We start from the raw sequence: 19087 nt of genomic DNA, 5'->3' as shown, positions 1-19087 counted from the left end.
TAGGCTTAGCAAAAACAGCTAGCTCCAATGATAACTAATAAGATGAATAATACGACTAATAGTGCAAATCCACCGCCGTATCCGCATCCGTAAGAACCCATATCTATCGCTCCTTTCCTTTTATATTCATCTGTTTCTTAGTAGTAACATGCACAACCAACAATGACTAATAAGATAAATAGCACAACTAATAGTGCAAAACCGCCTCCATATCCGCATCCGCTCATTTGAGCACCCCCTTTGTTTACTAATACTGCATCTTATGCATCAGCTCAAAAAACGTCTAAGCTTTTAGCCCAAACTACATATTTTATTTCTCTTGCTTCTCATTTGGAGATTCACCTGTGAGTTTGTCCTCTATTTTGAAAACGCTTTATAAAAAGTATCCATAAGCGTATATTCACTCGATGCTTAGTGGAAAATAAATGTAAATTCACGTGGTTTTAACTTCATTTGCTAACATCAGGAAATGTGATATAGTAAATCTTGAGTCAAGCTACATAAGTAAAAATGATGAGTAGGAGTGTTTACGTATGAAAAAAAGCTTAGTTGCACTAACAACAGCAGCCAGTCTCGTTGCTTTATCAGCGTGCAGTGGGGAAAGTAATGCTTCAAATGCAAACGATTCTTCAAAAGTAATTGTAGAAACAAAAGCTGGCAATATCACACAAGGTGATTTGTACAAACAAATGAAAGATACAATCGGACAAGACCAATTTAATACACTCGTACGAAGCGCTACAGAAGAAAAAGTATTGAGTGAAAAATATAAAGTAACGGATAAAGAGCTTGATCAGCAGTTGAGCATTTTAAGAGAACAATACGGCGATCAAGTGGATTCAGTTATTCAGCAAAAAGGCGAAAAAGAAGTAAAAGATATGTTAAAAGTAGATATTCTTCGTGAAAAAGCTGCTACAGCAGGCATCAAGGTATCAGACAAAGAACTGAAAAAAGCCTATGATGAGTATAAAGCTCAAAAACCTCAAATTCGAGCAAGTCATATTTTAGTAAAAGACGAAAAAACAGCAAACGAAGTAGAAGCAAAAATCAAAAAAGGCGAGGACTTTGCTAGTCTGGCAAAAGAATATTCAACGGATCAGCAGTCTGCTGCTAACGGTGGCGATTTAGGCTATTTCGGTGAAGGCCAAATGGTTAAAGAGTTTGAAGAAGCTGCTTATAAGCTAAAAAAAGGTGAAGTAAGTAAACCAATCAAAACAGAGTACGGCTACCATATCATTAAACTAGTCGATAAAAAGAAAGTAGAATCCTTTGACAAAAAGAAACCAGAACTTGAGCAGCAAATCAAACGTTCAAAAGTAGATCAAACAGAAGCAAATAAGAAGATTCAAAAAGAACTTGATAAAGCAAAAGTGGAAGTCAAAGATAAGAATGTAAAACCAATCTTTGAAGAAGGTGCGACAGATAGTCAATCTGGCGTAGAAACTCCTCAGCAATAATGCTAAGAGCCTGTCACTCATGTGACAGGCTCTTTTATATAATCAGATGGAATCACTGTTGCGTCTTTCTCTTTCCACTTGCATTCTCTCTATGAATACTTGTCCCTCTTTTTCAATAAACGAATCATCCACTTGCTTATCATGTTGTGCAGCACGAATCGCCATAAATCCACTAAAGAAAATGCCTGCTACAACTAAATAAATCCAAATTGGTAGTGTCACCATATATTGATCCCCCATCACAGTTATTTACAACCACTATATGCGAAGGAAGAAAGACTTATACCATTTTAATCAATCGTCGGTTTATAAAATGAGCGATTATCGAGAGCAAAAATACGCTCTGTAAATTCACCAGGCTTTACTTTTGTTAATGCTCGATCAAGCATATTCATTTTGGCGTCCACATTGTCAATCAAATGAAGCATCTCAGCCTCTTTAATTAACGGCTTCTTCGGACTTCCCCACTCTTCCTTACCGTGATGCGATAATACAAGATGCTGAAGAAGCATGACCTCTTCTCCTTCAATCGCTAATTCCTCTGCCGCTTTTCCAATTTCATTAACCATAATCGAAATATGGCCAAGCAAGTTCCCTTCGACTGTATATATTGTTGAAACAGGACCTGAAAGTTCAAATACTTTACCAAGGTCGTGAAGAATAACTCCAGCGTACAGCAAATCACGGTTTAGGCTTGGATAAAGGATTGAAAACGACTCAGCCAGCTTTAGCATAGATACAACATGATAGGCAAGCCCCGATACAAACTCATGATGATTTTTAGTTGCTGCTGGATATTCTAAAAATTCCGTTTGATATTTCTTAAACAAATGGCGAGTAATGCGCTGGACATTGGAGTTTTTCATTTCAAATATACTCTTTGTAATATGTTCGATCATTTCTTCTTGAGATAAAGGTGCTACTTCTAAAAAGTCAGACGTACGCACTCCGTCTTGCGGCTGCGCAGGACGAATGTTGCGTATTTTCAGCTGATTGCGCCCGCGGTAATTCATTACTTCTCCAGCAGCTCGCACAATCTTTTGAGCAGCGTAATTTTCCTCGTCATCTGGAGATGCATCCCACAGCTTAGCTTCAATATCACCTGTTTTATCCTGTAGGATTACCGTTAAAAATGGCTTTCCATTGCTTGCAATTCCTCTCGTTGAGGATTTAATTAAAAAATAAAGATCTACTTGCTCCCCTACTTCGTATTGAGCAATTCCTTTTGTCATGACCTTTTCCTCCTTACCACTTCATTCTATGTATTTGATAACGAAGCTCTTATCGCTTCGTCCGCTTATTTACAGCTCTTTACATTTCATTTTACCATCGCTTGGCACCGAATGCACGGGTAGACCATTTTTCGTAAAAGATACCGAGAAGAATCTTCTCGGTATCTCTTCTTTATGTTTCTTTTTTCGTTAGCTGCAGCGCCTTTTTAATATCTTTAAAAGAGGTAGATTGACCATACATAAGGACTCCTCCTTTATACACACGGGCACCAAATATAGCTAAAGCAGTAATCGTCACAACTAAAATCCCTATCGATACACTCACTTCCCAAAGGGGAACGTTTAACATACCTACACGTAAAAACATAATCATTGGAGCAAAAACGGGGATAAAAGATGTGACCGTAATGATCTTTGTTTCAGGATCACCAAGCCCAAACATAGCAATTAAAAAAGCGGCCACAATCACAAGGGTCATGGGCGTAATCATTTGCTGTACATCTTCAATACGACTTACAAGAGAACCTAAAAAAGCAGCGAGCGTAGCAAAAAGAAAGTAACCCAATATGAAAAAGACAAATGCGTACAGGAATGTAGTCAGCGGAACATCATTAACTCCGAGATAAGAAAAGATACCATTATGATTTGTTTCCACACTCGTTTTTAAAGATGTGTAGCCCACGCTCAGTATAACTGCAAGCTGCGTTAAGCTAAGCAATGCAATTCCAATGATTTTAGCAAACATTTGTGTAATAGGGGATACACTAGATACAAGGATTTCCATAACACGGGATGATTTTTCAGTAGCTACTTCCATCGCGATCATGCTTCCATACATAATGACGGCAAAATAAATAACAAACAATAGAACATAGACAAGACCCCTTGCCTGGTTCAGCTCTTGTTCTGTTTTGGCATTCTCAACTAACGCTTTCTTTTTGAACGAGACAGGACTGTAAAGCTGGTCGATTTGCTTTTCTTCTAAACCAATTTTCACTGTAGCCATAGCCACTTTTGTTTGCTGCACTGCCTGCTCTAAGGTAGAAGAAAGATTTGATTCGGCTAAAGAGTTAGCCTGGTACACAGCTTGAGGCAGCTGCTTATCGTTTAAAGATAAAATTAAATAGCTATCGAGCTGCCCACTTTTTACTGCTTGTTTTGCCTTAGACTCAGACGTAAATTCTTTTAAATGAATGTCTTTATCCATTGCATTTACATTTTGTTTGAACAAAGTATATACACTTTCCACTTCATAGATAACGCCCACATTTGTGCCGTTATCATCTGAATTAAAAACGTCGATAATTTTCTCCATATTTGTAAGAGCAACTAGAATAAGAGCAGTAATAATCGTCGTAATAATAAAAGATTTTGTTTTTAATTTATTAAGATATGTATGAAAAACGATGACCCAAAATTTATTCATAGGAAGCACCTACCTTTTCAATGAAAATATCATTTAATGAAGGCTCTTCCACAGCAAATTTAGATACAAATGAAAAGTGCTTAAGTTCTTGAAAAATGAGTTGCGATACAGATTCATGTTGAATTTGAACAATCATACCCTCAACCGTTTTTTTCACCTTTATAACGCCTTCAAGCTCCGTAATTCTCTCAAACGGACCTTTTCCGTGTACAATAACGTTTTTCTTGCCAAATGAACGCTTGATCTCCGGCAGTCTTCCATACACAACAGGCGTACCATGATGCATAATACATAAATATTCACAAAGTTCTTCCACATGTTCCATTCGATGACTTGAAAAAACAATCGTCGTTCCGCGTTTTTTCAAATCAAGTACCGCTTCTTTTAACACCTCTACGTTTACAGGATCCAAGCCGCTAAAAGGTTCATCTAAAATAAGCAGCTCAGGACGATGAATAACGGAAGCGATAAATTGAATTTTTTGCTGATTTCCTTTGGATAGCTCTTCTACTTTTTTTGAAGCATATTGAGGAATATTAAATCGAGATAACCAGTGCTCCATTTCTTGCAGCACGTTTGCTTTTTTCATTCCACGCAGCCGTCCTAGGTAAACAAGCTGATCCTTGACTTTTAATTTCGGGTACAATCCCCTTTCTTCAGGGAGGTAGCCAACCAGATGACTTCTATTGTAAGTTAAAGATTTATCATTCCATTGGATGTGACCTGAGGTTGGCTCAATGAGCCCTAAAATCATTCGAAATGTCGTTGTTTTGCCAGCACCGTTTGCACCTAAAAAACCAAACACTTCGCCTTTTGGAATTTGCAAGGATAGTTCGTTTACAGCTATAAATTCACCGTACCTTTTTGAAACTTCACGGATAGAAAGAGACATTTAATTCCTCCTTTGTAAATAAACCTATGTTTATTGTATGGAAAAAAATGATATCTGTAAACCTTAGCAGGAATTAGAGGAATAGGACGAGAAATATGTTGAATACGCTTACAATTATACTATAAGAGGAGAGTGAAGTTTATGAGTACTTACACCTTAACCGCTTTTGACAAGACAGGAGAAAAATTAGTAGATGAAAGTTTCGAAGCAGCTTCTGAGGCAGAAGCAAAGACTATTGGCAACAAAAAGTTAGAAGAGCTTTCCTATCTAGAAAAAACGCATCGATGCGTGAACTCCAGCGGAAAACTTGTATTATTTCATCGTTAATATAAAACGCCGGAAAGCTAACTCTTTCCGGCGTTTTATATTACTTAACAGCTTCTTTTAGTTCTTTACCAGCTTTAAATGCCGGTACTTTTGATGCTGGAATTTGCATTTCTTCACCCGTTTGAGGGTTACGGCCTGTACGAGCAGCGCGCTCGCGTACTTCAAATGTACCGAAGCCGATTAACTGAATTTTTTCACCTTCACCTAGCGTTGATGAAATTGTTTCTAATAGTGCATCAACTGCTTTAGATGCATCTGCTTTTGTTAACTCTGATTTTGTTGCTACTGCGTTTACTAAATCTGTTTTGTTCATTTCCAATCACCTCATTAGTTTCTACATTATCTTGTGTTACCACTGTTTTGCAACTTTTAAACATGCTCTATCAATATGATAGACAAAAATATTGGCTTTTAAACTAGTTCACTTAATTTTCGGAAATATCTTTTCCACTTTGATTAAAAACGGGAGCTCGCTTTTCCAGAAAAGCACGCACACCTTCCTTATGATCCGAACTTTGGCTCATAGCAAACTGACTTCTTTTCTCAAGCGCAAGCACTTGCTTTAATTGTGAAATGGATGTCTCCACATAAATTCGCTTTGTTTCCTTCAAAGCGCGTGAAGGTTTTTTTAGCCAATATGAGAGATACTCTTCTACATGCTTCGCTAAATCTCCTTCTTTTATTTCATCAATTATGCCAAATTGATGAGCTTCCTCTGCTTTTAATGTCTTTCCTTCCCAAATCAGCTGTTTCGCACGATGAGCACCGATGCGCTTTTCTAGTAAAAAGTGACCGCCTCCATCTGGAATTAAAGCAATACCGATAAAGTTCATCGCAATTTTTGTGTGTCTTTCTGCAATAATATAATCAGAAGCAAGCGCGATGCTGAGCCCTAGCCCTGCAGCCGCACCGTGCATTACACTTATGGTCATTTGAGGCAGGCTATACAAGGTCAGCACCGCTTCATTAATCAAATCCATCACCTGCTCAAAACGTTCTGATTGTGAAGGTGACATCATCATATTAATATCTCCGCCTGCTGAAAATACTTTTCCGTTTCCCTTTACTACTAAAAAGTCCGCTTCGCTTTCTTCGATAACTTTTAAACATTGAATAAACTGCTCTAGCACTTCTCCGTTTAATGCATTTAACGCATCCGGCCTGTTAAATGAAATGGTGGCGACACGCTCTTGCAAAACTAGCTCTACTCCTTTTAATTCGACAGTCATATTTACTCACCCTTTCTGATAATGATTGACGACTTGTTCACGAAGCGTACGTTTTAAAAACTTTCCTACTGTTGTCTTTGGAATTTCATCCATAAATAAAATGTCATCTGGAAGCCACCATTTCGCGAACTGCGGTGCTAAAAATTTGAGCTGCTCTTCTGACGAAACAACACCTTTATATGCATCTTTTAACACGACACAAGCAACTGGACGTTCTTGCCACATCTTATGAGGGACTGCTATGACACAGGCCTCAAAAACAGCTCTATGGGCAATAAGTGCGTTTTCGAGATCAACCGATGAAATCCATTCTCCTCCGCTTTTAATTAAATCTTTTGTTCAGTCTACGATTTTGATGGTTCCTTCTTCGTCAATTGTCACACTATCTCCCGTATACAGCCAACCGTCTTTAAACATATCTTCTGTCCTTTTAACTGTACATTCATCATTAAGCGGCACCTCGCTTCACCACAACGAGAAAACGCTTACAACATTTTTATATATTCAACAGATTCCGACATTTCCCTGCTGAAAATAAAAAAAGATCACTAAAAAGTGATCTTTTTATTTCATAAATAATTCATCTAAAATCTTGAGTTTCTCTTGGGTGTAGTGCTCGAATCCATCGTTGTACGATTTTGGGTCTTTTGGATTTGCAAACCTTGTAATAATGCCTGTTTCTGGATGCACGAACTTACTAGATGCCCCGCATCCCAGTCCAATAATCGTCTGCTTTTCTTCCATGATCATAATATTATACAGGCTCTCTTGACCAGGGAATGAATATCCAACGTTCTCTAAATTACCTAAAATATTTTTTTGGCGATATAAATAATAAGGCTCATACCCTTGTTCTTGAGTCCACTCAGTCGCTAAATCCATCATATTACCAATCTCATAGCGATCTGCCACTTTGTATTTCCGTTTATTTTGAGTCATTTCAGACGCGCGTTTAAACGACAGCGTATGAACAGTTAAAGATTCAGGCAGCAATTTTTTAGACTCGTCTAGCGTATGCTGAAATTCTTCTACACCTTCATTTGGAAGACCAATAATTAGGTCCATGTTAATGTTATTCATCCCCATTTTTCGAGAAAGATGAAATTTATCAATTGTTTCTTCTACGGTATGATGACGTCCGATAGCTTTTAAGGTTTCTTGAATATAAGACTGCGGATTTACACTAATACGATCAATGTTCCATTTGTTCAAAACAGCTAGCTTCTCTTCTGTAATCGTATCGGGCCTTCCTGCTTCTACCGTAATTTCACGGATATTTTGTACATCTGGGAACGATTCATACATCTCTTCATACAGCATGTCCATTTCTTCAGCGGTAATGCTCGTTGGCGTGCCTCCGCCATAATATACAGTTGTAATCTTGACCTTATTGTCTTTTAGCCATTTTCCTACTTCGCGCATCTCATAATGCAAGCCGCCTAAAAATGATGTAACAGATCCTTGACGCCCATTAATCGCATAAGCTGGGAATGTACAGTATGCACACTTGGTCGGACAAAAGGGAATGCCTATATAAATGCTTACTTCGTTTTTTAGCTCATGCAAATCGGGAATAGCTGCTAATTGACGATCCACAATATGCTGCATTAAATTAATTTTGTCATCGGTGATTAAATATTCTTCCTTTAGCTCACGATGCGCCTGTTCTTGACTTTTGCCTGACTGCAGTTTCATGTGAAGCAGCTTCGTTGGACGAATACCTGTTAAAATACCCCATTTTTGAACAATGTTTGTATACTCCTGTAGCACAGATAGGTAAACGCGAAGCACCACATTTTTTATTTGCTTAAATTTTTCTTTTTCTGTTTCATAAGGTGTAAACGATTTAGAAAGCTCTTCTGTAAACATCTTATTCGTTTCAGCTTCATGCAGCACTGCTTTCGCATAAATTTCCTCATGAACTTTCAGCTCTACTTCGACCTTCAGCTGAGCTTCGTTATCATCCTCAAAGGAGACGTTGCTTTCTTCAAAAAACAAATCTGAAATCCGGTGAAGCGGACGTAAAAAACGCTCATCTTCTATACCTTTTATATAAATGTTCAATATAATCACCTTTCAAATCAATTCTATCTAAGTAATCAGTTTACAAAACCTACACACGTCCGGTCAAGATGGTCAGCTCAAGGGAATATGCAGACAGGAAACAAACAGAAAAAGAGATTGAAACATAACTACATCACTTCAACCTAAAGACGAACAAATTGGATACATGAGCTAGTACAAATCAGGGATTACACCGCTGTTGATTTCCGTGCAAGACTTCGCTTTCCCCGGGCGGCCGGTGAGCCTCCTCGTCGCTTCCGCTCCTGCGGGGTCTCATCTATTCCGCTTTTCCCGCAGGAATCTTCACCTTGCCCTCCAATCAACCACTAGAAGCAACTGAACACATGAAACCTACGTTCACCATAACTATAAAAAAATCCGAACGAGCTGGATTCCCCATCAAGAATCTCGATTCATCGTTCGGATCTTCCTTCAACTAAACTACTTTTGTCCTAGCATATGCTTTATTTATTTTAAACGAAAGCTGTCAATTTGATGAAGATAACCAAGGCGCTGCTGCTTTCTAAATAATTCTTTCACCATGTAGGCTACACCATTTTCATTATTAGAACGAGTAACCCAATCCGCCAGCATTTTTAATTCTGTTGGCGAATTGCCCATTGCCACACCCATTCCCGCATGTTCAATCGTTTCCAAATCATCATAGCAATTTCCAATCGCTACTACGTCTTCCATTGGTATCCCCAGACGATTTGCTACATAACGAACGCCGGCGGCTTTTGTTGCCCCTTTTGGTGTAATATAACATCTATTTTCATTTGGATACGAAAACCATTCAATATCCGGAACCGCACTGGCAATTGTTTGCTCAGCGTATTCTTTTTCTTTACGATCTGCAAAATACACTTCTATTTTTGGAGTAGAAACAGGTTCATCACGAAGCGTATCTCCTAATGAATCTACGAACTGCACGGGATAAAAGAGCGGTTCTCCCGTTTTTAACACACTTTTAGCTACAATATTATTAGGAAGCTTTACACGGTTTCCAATTGAAAACCTTTCATGTAAAATACGGACATGACAATTAAAATTCTCAAATAGCTGAATGAGATTAAATGTTTTTTCCTCGCTAATTCTCTTATCTAGTATCGGTTTGTCTATCGATGTTCCGATAAAGGCACCGCTATGAGTAATTAGCATTGCTGGATGAACTTTAAGTGACCGAGCAATTTTTTTAGCAGACGGGAAATGTCTATTTGTTACTAATGTAACGTAAACACCTTTATTTTTCACAAATTGAATTGCATCTTTTGTTTCTTTTGTAACGCGCCCTTGGCTATTTAAAATGGTTCCATCAATATTCAACGCTAGCAATCGATAAGCCATATGAGAACCCCTTCTTTCATAGATGTCTAATCCGTTAGGATACGGTTATAAATGACCTTTTTAAGATAGTCGGCATGTGTAGCCTTGTTACTAAGCTTATGAGCAGAACTGAACGATTAGAAGAAACTTCTGCATAAAAAGAGAGGAAAAGATTTCTCTTTTCCTCTCTTCTCTATTCCTTATTCAGCCGCGCCGTAAAGCTCTTCAAGTGGCTTCATGATAATTTTGTTTAGTTCACCAATTACCATGCTCATACGTTGTTCAGCTTCCATTAGCTTCGCAATATTTTGATCTTGTTGAACGATTGCAACTGTTTGTTGAGCTTGCTGAACTTCTTCTTCAGTAATTTCTTGACCCATCATTTGCTTTTGTTGCAGTTCCATTTGCATTGTGCGGAAACGCTCAAATAATTGTTTTGAACCTTGATCAGCATTTATTGCCGCATATAAGTTTTTTAAGTTTGTGTAATCATCGCTTTGGCGAATTGCTTTTTCTAAATCATTTGCTACATCATGTAAGTTTACAGACACGTTAAGTTCCTCCTAAATAAGTTCTATAATTTCTTGACTTCCCTAACTATAACAAATTATTATATAAAATTCAGCTTAAGACCTTTATTTTCTAAGAAAACGATAAATTCTCCTCACGAATTGGGCTAATTCCTCATAGTATATATCAGCATTCGCCTACTAAAGGAAAGAAAAAGAGGATTCACTTATGGATACTTTCACCATTTCTCTAAAACCTCTAGAGAAACATATGAGCAACGACATTTACATTAGTTCTGCTTTGTTCTCCCGCGTGAAATGCAAGCATGAGTTTACGTTAACAGTAGGTTCTATTATGAAAGAAGTCAAAGCCACCGTTTTTCAACACCAAGAATGTTGTTTCATGATGTCAGAAGCTCTATTTACAGAGTTTCGCTTTCCATATGAGACGCATCAGCTGAGAGGCATTTACGAAGAGAACACGTTTAAGGTGGGACCTGTGATTAGCATCGTAACAGAAGTTCGAGAAGATGAAGAACCCTTTGGCACCATTTCTGTATTTTGTAAGGAATTTGTTCAAACTTGCAAGGAGTTAGGGGGTTTTTGCTATGTGAGCAAATTGAGCGACTTAAAGTCATTATCCCCTAAAGGGTATGTTTATCGCGCTGATCGATGGGTTTATTCAGATGTTCCCTTTCCGGGAATCGTACACAACCGAATTCATGCCAGGAAAACGGAGCAAACTGCTGATTTCCAAACCTTTAAAACATTTTTGAAAGAGCATGACGTTCCTTTTTTTAACGCACGCTACTTAAATAAATGGACGGTTTTTCAACAGCTTAAAGATGTCGTACACTTGCTTCCCTATTTGCCAACAACGTATCAGCTTCGTTCACGTCAAGATCTTCTTAACGCTTTGGAACTTCATAACGATGTTTTTCTAAAGCCTGTTCATGGTAGCCAAGGAAAAAATATTTTTAAAATTTCAAAGAAAGAGAAGTATATTTTAGACTATACAACGTTTACGCAAACATATGAAAAAGAGTATGAATCTCTTTATGACTTATTTGAAACACTTTATAGTCAATTAAAAAGGCAAGGATTTCTCATTCAAGAAGGAATTTCCCTGCAGACATACAAACAGTGCCCTTTTGATTTCCGCATTCTTTGTCATAAAAAAGACGACTTGACGTGGAAAATCACATCTATTGTCACACGTGTATCAAAACCCGGCAATTTCGTCTCAAACCTTGCCCGTGGAGGGGATATTCATCCTCCCCAGCAAGTTTTAACTCAGCTCTATGATTCAAAAACTACGCGCCATATCCTTTCACTTTTAAAAGAGATTGCGATTGAAATTTGCACACAGCTTTCTCATCCGTCTGAGCTTTATGCGGAATTTGGTATTGATTTAGCAATTGATCAAGAAGGAAAGCCCTGGATTATTGAAGTAAATGTTAAACCTTCAAAACAATTAGATTCAAGCGCTTCCTCTGTTCGTCCTTCAACAAAAGCACTGCTTGATTATTGTCTTCATGCAACGAATTTTCAGTTTGCCAAGGAGGATTTACAATGATTTCATTAGGCTTTTTAACTATTCACCCCCAGCAAGAAGTGGAGTATGTAACTGAAATTGCTAAATATGCTGCTGAGTTTTCGATTGAAATATACCGTTTTACCCCTTTGAACATTCATCCTAACACCGAAAAGATTGAAGGCTTCCACTACGATTTAGAACAAAAGCAATGGATAGAAAAATCTTTCTTACTTCCTTCGTTTATTTACGATCGCTGCTTTTATCGAAAAGACTCTCTGTCTAAAAAGGCTCGCCCTATTGTAAACTGGCTTAAACAGCGGGAAGATGTTACGTTTTTAGGCCATGGATTGCCTAATAAGCTGGATGTCTATGAAGTAATTAAAAAAGATAACTATTTATCTTCATATATTCCTCCTACTACTCCAATCGAAAGTATCGAGCAGCTTGTTCAACTGCTTCGAACAAACGATAGCCTAATGATTAAACCTGCCAATGGCTCACAAGGTAAAGGCATTGTGAAATTAAGACAGCGCGGGCGCGAAATTGAAGCTTCTTATCAACAAAATGACATTGTAAACACGATTCTATTTTCCTCTTTTCAGGAGTTTAAGGAGTGGTTCACGAAAACGACCCGTGATGTATTGTATATTGCTCAACCCCATATTTCATTTTTCCCTTACGAACGCACTCCTTTTGATATAAGATTGCTATTACAAAAAGGAAACGATGGTGAGTGGAAAGAAATTGGAAGAGGAATTAGACAAGGTGAACGGGACTCTATCGTAACAAATGTAAGTTCAGGAGCGTCTATTGTACCTTTTGAGAACTTGCTGCCTCACATTCCTCGCGTTCATCGTCAATATGTATTGGATGAAATCAATACCATTTGTAAAACGATTCCGTCCGTGCTGGAAAATAACTTCCCTTCTCTTTTTGAATTAGGCATTGATTTATGTATCTCAAGAGACTTTAGCATCTGGATTTTAGATTTAAATTCAAAACCGGGAAGAAAAACAGTATTGGAGACAGCACCTGAACAAAAAGAAGTCATGTATAAAAATGTCCTGTCTTACTGCATCTATTTAGCTAACACACTATCGTACCGTAAGGAGTAATGCTATGAAAAGAACTCTTACTCGCCTTATTGTGGTAGAGCAGTTAGACTGTGATCTTTCTGTTCCTATATTTCTTTACAAAGAATCTTTAAAACAAGTAGCTTTTGGAACAATGACAGCTCCATGCCTTATACAACCTTCAGAACGTGAAGAAATTCAGATTTCAGCTGAGCTAATGACCAAACTGCAAATTCCTTTCTCCCATATGATGCACCCTATTGTTGTGAATGAGACCATTCACTTAGGACCTTTAATTGGTGTGTTATCAGCTGGTTTTACCGGTTCTCTGCTGCGACCAATCGGAAAACGCTCCCTTCACTTAGCTAAACTTCTTTCCACTGCAAGTATGACAGGAGGACTTCCTTTTATTTTTGGAACTCATCATATCAATTGGGAAAGCGGGACTATAAACGGTTATTTTTATGAAGAAAGCGGCTGGACACAGCATGAAGTTCCCCTTCCCAACGTTGTATATAATCGTTTGCCAAATAGAAAAACAGAGGGATTAGCTCCCTTTAAGTTCATTAAAGAAAAGATGATGACTGATTATAGCATTCCCTTTTTCAATCCAGACTTTTTCAATAAGTGGGAAATTCATGAGCTTTTAAAAATGAATGAGCAGACAGCTTATTTGTTACCTTACACGGTTGAAAGTCCTTCGCTTGCGCAAATAAAAAAACTTTTGTTCCTTCATCAAACCGTGTATTTAAAACCGAAAAACGGAAGCTTAGGTCGCGGCATTTATACTCTATCTTTTAAAGATTCCATGTATACACTAACTTACAAAGGAGAAAAAGGTCTTCATATTCAAGACAAAGAATCCTTAGAAGAGCTATTATCAGAATTTGAATTCTTACTTACTAATCCTTCCTACATTGCTCAGCAAGGTATTTCACTAATCAAAAAAGAAAAGCGCTGTGTAGACTTCCGCGTGCATACGAACAAAGACGGGAATAACCAATGGGCGCTTACTGCTTTAGCTGCTAAAGTAGCTGGTCCCAACAGCATTACTACGCATCTTGATTACGGCGGAGAAATTGAAGCTACAGCCAAAATATTTACCAATCCTTCTTACAAAAAAGAAATTGAAAATAAGCTAAAAGAAGCCGCTATCTTAATTAGTCATGTGCTCGAACAAGAGTTGAACGGGTTAATTGGAGAGCTTGGATTCGATTTTGGAGTGGATTATCAAGGAAACGTATGGCTGTTTGAAGCTAATTCTAAGCCCGGTCGCTCTATTTTTTCACATCCTGCCTTACGAAAAGCAGATCAACAAACTAGAAAACTTTCTTTAGAATATGCCATTTACTTATCTACGTACTATCTAAACACACCTGAAGGCATCAGCATATGATTACAATTTACTATCATAAAGAACAGCAGCAGTGGTTTCATAATAACCCTTCAGCATCTTACACATGGGGAGTTCAAGAAATTGAACTTCCCTTCAATCAAAATATTTCTTCTACTCAAGCTTTTCTTCGTTTCCAAGGAGAAAAAGCGGGGCCTATTGTGGGGGTTTTAACTAACAAAGCAGTTCTGGAAAAACTAAATATAAAACAGCGCCCTTTATTAGAACTCTTACACCATACCCTACAGGAAAAAGGGGGGCTTCTTGCTTTATTCGCTGAAGAAACAATGTCTCATCACTTCTTTGAAGGGTATTGCTTTGACGGTGCAAAGAAGCAGTGGATCAAAACAACTTTGCCGCTGCCAAACGTTATATATAATCGTTATCCAGGAAGAAAATCGGAAACCAAGAAACTGAAGTCTTTACATCAAAAAATTAAGAGCAAGCACATCCCCCTTTTTAATTCCGCTTTTTTTTCAAAATGGAAAGTATATCAATTATTTTCAAAGCATCCACTACTATCTTCTCACCTTCCTAAAACCTATCGTTTAACACCGGAAACAGATATTGCTGAGCTGTTGCAAAAACACTCTTCCCTTTATTTTAAGCCTATTAACAGCAGTAAAGGTGCTGGGATTTTCCGATTATCTTCCCACAAGCATGCGATTATTTATCAAGATCATAAACGTAAAGAAGAATATTCTTCTTTACAAGCAATTGACCTTCCCCAAGCTGCTTACCTCATTCAAGAAGCGATTGAGACGCAACCATTCAACGACCGACGCTATGACTTACGTATTTTAGCTCATCACAAAGATAGTAGATATATTATTAGCGGCGTCGGTATTCGACATAGCCCCTATCAATCCATTACAACACATACTTTAAATGGAGGAAGCATTTCACCTTTTCAAGATCTTGAAAATGAAATAGATACTTCCTTTCTTTCGTCTTTTGTAAATACGTGCGGGCAAGTCCTTCAAAAATCCTTTCCTCTAGTTGAAGAGTTTTCTCTTGATATGGCAAAGTCAGCCCATGGGCACTATTATCTGTTTGAAGTGAATGCAAAACCAATGATTTTTGATGAGACAGACATTCAAACGCAAGGTGCTAAACACATATGCAATATATTTTACAAATTAACAAAATTTTTAGATTAAATGATTTTTCATCTCCTTTTCTCATGGTAAGCTTATAATAACTACTTGAGAAAGGAGATTTTCTTTATGGTTTCACATTTCCAGGTTAAACCACTGTATCAAAATAATCGAATGCCGGGCTGGCACATCTCGTTTTATATGAACCGGGTTTATTATGAGGCTGATTATTTAAAGGATGGACAAATTGTATGGAAAACTACACTTTCTAATCAAATAGATGAAACTCAATTAATTGATTATATTCATGAGCTTATGCTTTTTCACGTTTATGAATAGTAAGCTTTCACCGAAAGGACCGAGCACAGATGAAACAACTACACACACTATTTGGGGATAAAATGATTAAGGCTAAAACCCCTTCTCAATTTGAACAATACAAATGGTTTTCATATGATGAAGGCTTCATTGGAATTGAACACACGGCTCTATCTCAAAAAGAGCAGGCATTACTTTCTGCTTTTTTAACCCCTTATGATGAGGAAGTTTCTGTGCTGACGCCAGAGCAATTGTATTGGTCAAGCCTGTTATTTAAAGCACCTGAAAAAGTCATTCACTCCCATCATACGCACCATTCTTTTCGCTTTACTCAGTTTTTAATTAAACGTTTGTTTGAACAAAAAATAGAGTTTGAAAATGCGCTTCACGCTTTGTATTCCACCTCCATTACTGTGTTATGGATCGATAAACAATCAGGTGTCATTATTGAAACCTTTGATGATCCTAATGACTTAACTGAAAATCTATCAGATTCTATCGAGGTTCTATGTCATGATTTTGAAACTTCTATTCAGTTCTTTGAAGGACAAATTCATTTATTTCCGTCTTCACCTCAATTAATTTTTGAGTGTGAAAAGAAATGGTTTTATCAAATTAAACATACAGTTGAACAAAAATACGTTATCCATTTTACTGACGTTTTACCCCATTTAGTTCTGCAAGAGTCTTCAGGAGCAATCAAAAATCATATGATACATTTACTTGACTTAGTAAAAGATGATAACGATCTTTTAGAAACGATTAAAATTTATTTAGAATGCAATTTAAACGTATCTCTCGCTGCTAAGAAGTTGTACATGCATCGCAACAGCTTGCAGTATAGAATTGAGAAATTTATTGACCGAACACATCTTGATATCAAACACTTCACAGGAGCTGTTTCTGCTTACTTAGCCATTCTTGCTTTGAAAAATTCGCAGGATGAAAGATAAAATGAAAGGGTTTTCGTGAATAGTGCACGAAAACCCTTTCATTTTTTTGTGCATGTTTGCCATTTACCGTTTCATTAAAAAAAATTACACTAGAGTTAAGAAAACGGTTTCACAGAGTACATACAAGGGGGAAATGGAAATGGCTGAATTACGTTTAGAACATATTTATAAAATGTATGATAAAGATGTGACGGCAGTAAAAGATTTTAATCTTCACATTCAGGATAAAGAATTTATTGTATTTGTTGGCCCTTCAGGCTGTGGGAAATCGACAACGCTTCGTATGGTTGCAGGGCTAGAAGAAATTTCAAAAGGTGATTTTTATATTGACAGTAAACGTGTAAATGACGTGGCTCCAAAAGATCGCGATATTGCAATGGTATTCCAAAACTACGCATTGTATCCGCATATGAGCGTATATGACAACATGGCTTTTGGGTTAAAACTTCGTAAATTACCAAAGGATGAAATTGACCGCCGCGTAAAAGATGCCGCTCGTATTTTAGGGCTTGAGCAATACTTAGAACGCAAGCCAAAAGCATTATCTGGAGGACAGCGTCAGCGTGTAGCTCTAGGTCGTGCAATCGTTCGTGACGCTAAGGTCTTCTTAATGGACGAACCTTTATCAAACTTAGACGCGAAATTACGTGTACAAATGCGTGCTGAAATCGCGAAGCTTCACCAGCGTTTAGGTACAACGACAATTTACGTAACACATGACCAAACGGAAGCAATGACAATGGCTTCTCGTCTCGTTGTGATGAAAGATGGTATTATCCAGCAGGTTGGTACACCAAAAGAAGTATATGAAAAACCTGAGAATGTATTTGTAGGCGGGTTTATTGGTTCTCCTGCTATGAACTTCTTAACAGGAACATTAAAAGACGGAAAGGTTCAAATAGGCGATTCTCTTCTCGCAGTTCCAGAAGGCAAATTGAAAATACTTCGTGAGCAAGGATATTTAAATAAACAAATTATTTTAGGTATCCGTCCTGAAGATTTCCATGATGAGCCTGTATTTATTGAATCTTCACCTGGCACAAAAGTTACAATTAAAGTCGATGTATCCGAGTTAATGGGTGCTGAAACCATGCTTTATTCTAAACTTGGCGGACAAGATTTTGTAGCGCGCGTGGATTCTAGAACAGATATTAAACCTCTTCAATCTCTAGACTTAGCATTAGATATGAACAAAGCGCATTTCTTTGATGCAGAATCAGAACAGCGCATCCGTGCTGAGCACGAATAAAAAAAGACCTCTAGGGGTCTTTTTTTATTCCTGTATTTGCTTCAATTCTTCACTATGACAATTAGAACAGTAAAAGAGATGAATACATTGATGATTTGCTAAATCACTAGGATAACCATTTTCCACTTTTAACTGATCGATTTCCATATAAGCACTGTAATCATCAAAATAGTCGCTGACTTTTCCCATATCCCCCAGCACTCCTCCACATGTTTTGCACGTCATTTGCACATCACTAAACCCATTACATAAGGAACAAATCGACATCCGCGCACCTCGCTTTACCTGATCAGTATGTACCTATAATATGTAATATGCACAGAATAAAACTCTCTTACTCTTTATAAAACTTTATATGAATTTTCTATAAATTACCAAAATTTTCTATGTATATGTTTTTTACCTTTCGCCATAATACTAGTAACAACCGAGCACAACAGCTCGCAAACATTGAGTTACGCCGCGGTAGGCAAGCAGATATAACGATGCATCTGCTCTGCTGGTTCAACTCCAGCTAACTCAACCATTACAATCTATTTTATCTAACGAGGAGATGAATACACATGGCAAATTATCAAAATGCATCAAACAGAAATTCATCAAACAAGTTAGTAGAGCCTGGTGCTCAAGCTGCTATCGATCAAATGAAGTTCGAAATCGCTAGTGAGTTTGGTGTAAACTTAGGACCAGATGCAACAGCTCGTGCGAACGGATCTATTGGTGGCGAAATCACAAAACGTTTAGTACAATTAGCTGAGCAAAACCTAGGCGGCAAGTACTAATATTAACTAATTTCATATTATGACTTTAGCGCTCCAAGACCTCTTGGAGCGCTTTCTAGTTTCTTTTAATCAGCTTCCTCTTTCGTATTCGTAAACGATTTTACCGAAACTTTGCGAATACGTCGATTTTCCACCTCGTTAACGGTAAATAGTATCTCTTCATATGAAAAAAAGTCTCCTTTAGCAGGAATATGATCAAACTGTTCATATATCCATCCCCCTA

The 19087-nt window shown here is 37.6% G+C and carries 24 protein-coding genes and 1 pseudogene; 10 read left to right on the top strand and 15 right to left on the bottom strand.

Annotated features, from left to right (window positions below; all coding sequences use genetic code 11):
* Window positions 1-5 precede the first annotated feature (5 nt).
* Window positions 6-101, bottom strand: a complete 96-nt coding sequence (locus ACLHDF_RS31705) for a YjcZ family sporulation protein (RefSeq protein ID WP_251398864.1) — start codon at window positions 99-101, stop codon at window positions 6-8.
* Between the two features lie 36 nt (window positions 102-137).
* Window positions 138-227: a YjcZ family sporulation protein gene (locus ACLHDF_RS31700; protein WP_413922300.1), complete on the bottom strand. Its 90-nt coding sequence runs from the start codon at window positions 225-227 to the stop codon at window positions 138-140.
* Between the two features lie 306 nt (window positions 228-533).
* Between ACLHDF_RS31700 and ACLHDF_RS31695 the strand changes: the two genes are divergently transcribed.
* Entirely contained in the window at window positions 534-1457 is a 924-nt protein-coding gene (locus ACLHDF_RS31695; RefSeq protein WP_413922299.1) for a peptidylprolyl isomerase, read from the top strand.
* A 42-nt stretch (window positions 1458-1499) separates the two neighbouring features.
* Here ACLHDF_RS31695 and ACLHDF_RS31690 read toward each other — a convergent pair whose 3' ends face one another.
* The 4 genes from ACLHDF_RS31690 to ACLHDF_RS31675 all read right to left on the bottom strand — a co-directional run bounded on the left by ACLHDF_RS31690 (window position 1500) and on the right by ACLHDF_RS31675 (window position 5007).
* On the bottom strand, window positions 1500-1682 hold the full coding sequence (locus ACLHDF_RS31690; protein ID WP_413922298.1) for a sporulation YhaL family protein: 183 nt from the start codon (window positions 1680-1682) through the stop codon (window positions 1500-1502).
* A gap of 65 nt (window positions 1683-1747) precedes the next feature.
* A complete protein-coding gene (gene yhaM / locus ACLHDF_RS31685) occupies window positions 1748-2689 on the bottom strand; it encodes a 3'-5' exoribonuclease YhaM (protein WP_413922297.1) in 942 nt (313 codons plus the stop codon).
* Between the two features lie 172 nt (window positions 2690-2861).
* The gene (locus tag ACLHDF_RS31680) at window positions 2862-4115 is read right to left on the bottom strand and encodes an ABC transporter permease (RefSeq protein ID WP_413922296.1); all 1254 of its coding nucleotides are present in this window, start codon (window positions 4113-4115) and stop codon (window positions 2862-2864) included.
* The gene (locus ACLHDF_RS31675; RefSeq protein WP_413922295.1) at window positions 4108-5007 is read right to left on the bottom strand and encodes an ABC transporter ATP-binding protein; all 900 of its coding nucleotides are present in this window, start codon (window positions 5005-5007) and stop codon (window positions 4108-4110) included. Before ACLHDF_RS31675 ends, ACLHDF_RS31680 begins: the two co-directional genes overlap by 8 nt.
* A 141-nt stretch (window positions 5008-5148) precedes the next feature.
* Between ACLHDF_RS31675 and ACLHDF_RS31670 the strand changes: the two genes are divergently transcribed.
* A complete protein-coding gene (locus ACLHDF_RS31670; protein WP_413922294.1) occupies window positions 5149-5334 on the top strand; it encodes a YhzD family protein in 186 nt (61 codons plus the stop codon).
* Between the two features lie 40 nt (window positions 5335-5374).
* On the opposite strand, the gene ACLHDF_RS31665 is transcribed toward ACLHDF_RS31670, so the two are convergent.
* The 7 genes and pseudogenes from ACLHDF_RS31665 to ACLHDF_RS31635 all read right to left on the bottom strand — a co-directional run bounded on the left by ACLHDF_RS31665 (window position 5375) and on the right by ACLHDF_RS31635 (window position 10504).
* A complete protein-coding gene (locus tag ACLHDF_RS31665) occupies window positions 5375-5647 on the bottom strand; it encodes an HU family DNA-binding protein (protein ID WP_013055305.1) in 273 nt (90 codons plus the stop codon).
* Window positions 5648-5759: 112 nt separating this feature from the next.
* Window positions 5760-6563 carry an enoyl-CoA hydratase gene (locus tag ACLHDF_RS31660; RefSeq protein ID WP_413922293.1) on the bottom strand — a complete coding sequence of 268 codons (804 nt, stop codon included), beginning with the start codon at window positions 6561-6563 and terminating at the stop codon, window positions 5760-5762.
* Window positions 6564-6569: 6 nt separating this feature from the next.
* Window positions 6570-6995 (bottom strand): annotated as a pseudogene (locus ACLHDF_RS31655) (AMP-binding enzyme); the annotation flags it as partial.
* Between the two features lie 132 nt (window positions 6996-7127).
* A complete protein-coding gene (locus ACLHDF_RS31650) occupies window positions 7128-8627 on the bottom strand; it encodes a coproporphyrinogen III oxidase (RefSeq protein ID WP_413922292.1) in 1500 nt (499 codons plus the stop codon).
* A 188-nt stretch (window positions 8628-8815) separates the two neighbouring features.
* Window positions 8816-8950: a hypothetical protein gene (locus ACLHDF_RS31645; protein WP_268241072.1), complete on the bottom strand. Its 135-nt coding sequence runs from the start codon at window positions 8948-8950 to the stop codon at window positions 8816-8818.
* 145 nt (window positions 8951-9095) lie between these two features.
* Window positions 9096-9974, bottom strand: coding sequence for a Cof-type HAD-IIB family hydrolase (locus tag ACLHDF_RS31640; RefSeq protein WP_413922291.1), 879 nt, complete (start codon window positions 9972-9974; stop codon window positions 9096-9098).
* Window positions 9975-10153: 179 nt separating this feature from the next.
* A complete protein-coding gene (locus tag ACLHDF_RS31635; RefSeq protein WP_413922290.1) occupies window positions 10154-10504 on the bottom strand; it encodes a YlbF family regulator in 351 nt (116 codons plus the stop codon).
* Between the two features lie 187 nt (window positions 10505-10691).
* On the opposite strand from ACLHDF_RS31635, the gene ACLHDF_RS31630 reads away from it, so the two are divergent.
* The 7 genes from ACLHDF_RS31630 to ACLHDF_RS31600 all read left to right on the top strand — a co-directional run bounded on the left by ACLHDF_RS31630 (window position 10692) and on the right by ACLHDF_RS31600 (window position 18082).
* Window positions 10692-12038 (top strand): YheC/YheD family protein, encoded by a 1347-nt coding sequence (locus ACLHDF_RS31630; protein WP_413922289.1) that lies wholly within the window; start codon window positions 10692-10694, stop codon window positions 12036-12038.
* Entirely contained in the window at window positions 12035-13114 is a 1080-nt protein-coding gene (locus ACLHDF_RS31625) for a YheC/YheD family protein (protein ID WP_413922288.1), read from the top strand. The genes ACLHDF_RS31630 and ACLHDF_RS31625 overlap by 4 nt, the downstream gene beginning before the upstream one ends.
* A 4-nt stretch (window positions 13115-13118) precedes the next feature.
* Window positions 13119-14468 carry a YheC/YheD family protein gene (locus ACLHDF_RS31620; protein WP_413922287.1) on the top strand — a complete coding sequence of 450 codons (1350 nt, stop codon included), beginning with the start codon at window positions 13119-13121 and terminating at the stop codon, window positions 14466-14468.
* Complete coding sequence (locus ACLHDF_RS31615; protein ID WP_413922286.1) at window positions 14465-15625, top strand: YheC/YheD family protein; 1161 nt, start codon at window positions 14465-14467, stop codon at window positions 15623-15625. The genes ACLHDF_RS31620 and ACLHDF_RS31615 overlap by 4 nt, the downstream gene beginning before the upstream one ends.
* Window positions 15626-15691: 66 nt before the next feature.
* A complete protein-coding gene (locus tag ACLHDF_RS31610; RefSeq protein ID WP_413922285.1) occupies window positions 15692-15901 on the top strand; it encodes a YheE family protein in 210 nt (69 codons plus the stop codon).
* A gap of 29 nt (window positions 15902-15930) precedes the next feature.
* Entirely contained in the window at window positions 15931-16833 is a 903-nt protein-coding gene (locus tag ACLHDF_RS31605) for a PucR family transcriptional regulator (RefSeq protein ID WP_413922284.1), read from the top strand.
* 139 nt (window positions 16834-16972) lie between these two features.
* Window positions 16973-18082, top strand: coding sequence for an ABC transporter ATP-binding protein (locus tag ACLHDF_RS31600; RefSeq protein ID WP_413922283.1), 1110 nt, complete (start codon window positions 16973-16975; stop codon window positions 18080-18082).
* 24 nt (window positions 18083-18106) lie between these two features.
* On the opposite strand, the gene ACLHDF_RS31595 is transcribed toward ACLHDF_RS31600, so the two are convergent.
* Entirely contained in the window at window positions 18107-18349 is a 243-nt protein-coding gene (locus ACLHDF_RS31595; protein ID WP_413920294.1) for a hypothetical protein, read from the bottom strand.
* A gap of 296 nt (window positions 18350-18645) precedes the next feature.
* Between ACLHDF_RS31595 and ACLHDF_RS31590 the strand changes: the two genes are divergently transcribed.
* A complete protein-coding gene (locus ACLHDF_RS31590) occupies window positions 18646-18864 on the top strand; it encodes a small, acid-soluble spore protein, alpha/beta type (protein WP_413920295.1) in 219 nt (72 codons plus the stop codon).
* A 65-nt stretch (window positions 18865-18929) separates the two neighbouring features.
* Here ACLHDF_RS31590 and ACLHDF_RS31585 read toward each other — a convergent pair whose 3' ends face one another.
* Window positions 18930-19076 (bottom strand): transporter associated domain-containing protein, encoded by a 147-nt coding sequence (locus ACLHDF_RS31585; protein WP_413922331.1) that lies wholly within the window; start codon window positions 19074-19076, stop codon window positions 18930-18932.
* Window positions 19077-19087: the final 11 nt, after the last annotated feature.

Origin of the sequence: Priestia megaterium (assembly GCF_046599315.1) — a bacterium.
Classification (GTDB): Bacteria; Bacillota; Bacilli; order Bacillales; family Bacillaceae_H; genus Priestia; species Priestia megaterium_F.
This window is presented reverse-complemented; position numbering and strand designations above follow the sequence as displayed.

Excerpts from the sequence above, each read along its gene's own strand:
- ACLHDF_RS31705 (WP_251398864.1), bottom strand. The coding sequence starts at position 101 with ATGGGTTCTTACGGATGCGGATACGGCGGTGGATTTGCACTATTAGTC.
- ACLHDF_RS31700 (WP_413922300.1), bottom strand. The coding sequence starts at position 227 with ATGAGCGGATGCGGATATGGAGGCGGTTTTGCACTATTAGTTGTGCTA.
- ACLHDF_RS31695 (WP_413922299.1), top strand. The coding sequence starts at position 534 with ATGAAAAAAAGCTTAGTTGCACTAACAACAGCAGCCAGTCTCGTTGCT.
- ACLHDF_RS31690 (WP_413922298.1), bottom strand. The coding sequence starts at position 1,682 with ATGGTGACACTACCAATTTGGATTTATTTAGTTGTAGCAGGCATTTTC.
- yhaM (WP_413922297.1), bottom strand. The coding sequence starts at position 2,689 with ATGACAAAAGGAATTGCTCAATACGAAGTAGGGGAGCAAGTAGATCTT.
- ACLHDF_RS31680 (WP_413922296.1), bottom strand. The coding sequence starts at position 4,115 with ATGAATAAATTTTGGGTCATCGTTTTTCATACATATCTTAATAAATTA.
- ACLHDF_RS31675 (WP_413922295.1), bottom strand. The coding sequence starts at position 5,007 with ATGTCTCTTTCTATCCGTGAAGTTTCAAAAAGGTACGGTGAATTTATA.
- ACLHDF_RS31670 (WP_413922294.1), top strand. The coding sequence starts at position 5,149 with ATGAGTACTTACACCTTAACCGCTTTTGACAAGACAGGAGAAAAATTA.
- ACLHDF_RS31665 (WP_013055305.1), bottom strand. The coding sequence starts at position 5,647 with ATGAACAAAACAGATTTAGTAAACGCAGTAGCAACAAAATCAGAGTTA.
- ACLHDF_RS31660 (WP_413922293.1), bottom strand. The coding sequence starts at position 6,563 with ATGACTGTCGAATTAAAAGGAGTAGAGCTAGTTTTGCAAGAGCGTGTC.
- ACLHDF_RS31640 (WP_413922291.1), bottom strand. The coding sequence starts at position 9,974 with ATGGCTTATCGATTGCTAGCGTTGAATATTGATGGAACCATTTTAAAT.
- ACLHDF_RS31630 (WP_413922289.1), top strand. The coding sequence starts at position 10,692 with ATGGATACTTTCACCATTTCTCTAAAACCTCTAGAGAAACATATGAGC.
- ACLHDF_RS31625 (WP_413922288.1), top strand. The coding sequence starts at position 12,035 with ATGATTTCATTAGGCTTTTTAACTATTCACCCCCAGCAAGAAGTGGAG.
- ACLHDF_RS31620 (WP_413922287.1), top strand. The coding sequence starts at position 13,119 with ATGAAAAGAACTCTTACTCGCCTTATTGTGGTAGAGCAGTTAGACTGT.
- ACLHDF_RS31615 (WP_413922286.1), top strand. The coding sequence starts at position 14,465 with ATGATTACAATTTACTATCATAAAGAACAGCAGCAGTGGTTTCATAAT.
- ACLHDF_RS31610 (WP_413922285.1), top strand. The coding sequence starts at position 15,692 with ATGGTTTCACATTTCCAGGTTAAACCACTGTATCAAAATAATCGAATG.
- ACLHDF_RS31605 (WP_413922284.1), top strand. The coding sequence starts at position 15,931 with ATGAAACAACTACACACACTATTTGGGGATAAAATGATTAAGGCTAAA.
- ACLHDF_RS31600 (WP_413922283.1), top strand. The coding sequence starts at position 16,973 with ATGGCTGAATTACGTTTAGAACATATTTATAAAATGTATGATAAAGAT.
- ACLHDF_RS31595 (WP_413920294.1), bottom strand. The coding sequence starts at position 18,349 with ATGTCGATTTGTTCCTTATGTAATGGGTTTAGTGATGTGCAAATGACG.
- ACLHDF_RS31590 (WP_413920295.1), top strand. The coding sequence starts at position 18,646 with ATGGCAAATTATCAAAATGCATCAAACAGAAATTCATCAAACAAGTTA.